This is a genomic window from Streptomyces sp. FH025, assembly GCF_017427025.1.
GTDB lineage: Bacteria > Actinomycetota > Actinomycetes > Streptomycetales > Streptomycetaceae > Kitasatospora.
Window position 1 is genome coordinate 1 of record NZ_JAFLNG010001099.1, and the last position, 1,605, is coordinate 1,605.

A 1,605-nucleotide genomic window follows, 5' to 3' on the forward strand; every position below is an offset into this window, starting at 1 on the left:
GATGCCCAGGGGCCGGTGGCGGACTCGCCGACCATCCCGCTGCGCGAACTCTTCCGCCGGTTCTGGCCCTGGGTACGCCCGGACGCGCGTTGGCTCCCGCTGAACGCCGTCCTGCTGGTCCTCGGCGCCTTCGGCGAGGTCATCTCGGTCTGGCTGTTCAAGGACCTCATCGACGACGTCCTCGTGCCCCGGCAGTTCGCCGACTTCTGGCCGCTCGCCGGCGCCATGCTCGGCGCCGACGTGGCGGCAGCCCTGCTCACCTTCGCCGGCACCTACAGCAGCACCAGGGTCGCCGAACGCTACATGCTGCGGTTACGCACCGACACCCTCGCCCACCTGCACACCCTGCCGCCCGACACCCTGGAGACCCGCTGGCGCGGCGACATCGTCGCCCGGATGACCTCCGACGTCGCGGCGATCGAACAGATGGTGGCCACCGGCATGGTCGAAGGCGCCGTCGCCGGCGTCAGCCTGCTGCTGTTCACCGGCGCCGCCTTCTACCTCAGCTGGCCGCTCACCGTGGCCGTACTGCTCTCCGCCCCCCTCTTCCTCCTCGCCACCAGCCTGTTCGGGCGGCGCATCCGCGTCCGCGAACGCCAGGTCCAGCGGCGCGCCGGCGGCGTCACCGCGCTGCTGGAGGAATCGCTGCGCAATGTGGTGATCACCCGGAGTTACGGGCAGGAGCGGCGGGAGGTCGAACGGGTCCACCGCGAGGGCCGGGCCCTGCTCGACGCCGAACTCTCCTCCGCCCGGGTCGCCGACCTCTACCAGCCCTTCCTCAACGTGCTGCAACTGGTCGCCGCGCTGGTCGTGGTGGGCGTCGGCGCGCTCGAAGTCATCCACGGGAAACTGAGCCTCGGCGGGCTGCTCGCCTTCGCGGCCTTCATGGCCCAGCTGTTCGAACCCGCCCAGCAGCTCGCCGCACTCGTCCCGCTGGCCGGCGCCGCCTGCGCCTCCGGCGAACGGGTCCTGGAACTGCACGACATGACCAGCCCCGTCCAGGAGAGCGACAGCGCCCGGGACCCGGGCCCCGTACGCGGCCGCGTCACCTTCGAAGGCGTCCGCGCCGCCTACCCCGGCGGCAGCGGCGACCCCGGTCCGGCGGTCCTCACCGACCTGACCTTCGACCTCCCGCCCGGCGAGACCCTGGCCGTCATCGGCCCCAGCGGCAGCGGCAAATCCACCCTCGCCAAGCTCCTCGTGCGCTTCCTCGACCCCGAGGCCGGCACGATCAGCCTCGACGGCCACGACACCCGCGGCCTCACCCTCGGCTCCCTGCGCCGCGCCGTCACCCTGTTGCCGCAGCAGGCCCCGCTCTTCCACGCCACCATCGCCGACAACATCGCCTACGGCCGCCCCGACGCCCCGCCCGCCGACATCGAACGCGCGGCCCGCACCGCCGGCGCCCACGACTTCGTCACCGCGCTGCCCGACGGCTACCGCACGGTCATCGGCGCCGACGGCTTCCAGCTCTCCGGCGGCCAGAGCCAGCGCATCGCCATCGCCCGCGCCTTCCTGCGCGACACCCCGGTCCTCGTCCTCGACGAACCCACCACCGGGCTCGACCCCCGCACCGTCCAGCAGCTCATCCCCCCACTGCGCCGC

The 1,605-nt window shown here is 73.1% G+C and carries 1 protein-coding gene; it reads left to right on the plus strand.

All coding sequences use genetic code 11. The features are described from left to right. Positions 1 to 15 precede the first annotated feature (15 nt). Positions 16 to 1,605 (plus strand): ABC transporter ATP-binding protein (locus J0670_RS37650; protein WP_207817272.1); only part of this gene is annotated, 1,590 nt, incomplete at its 3' end.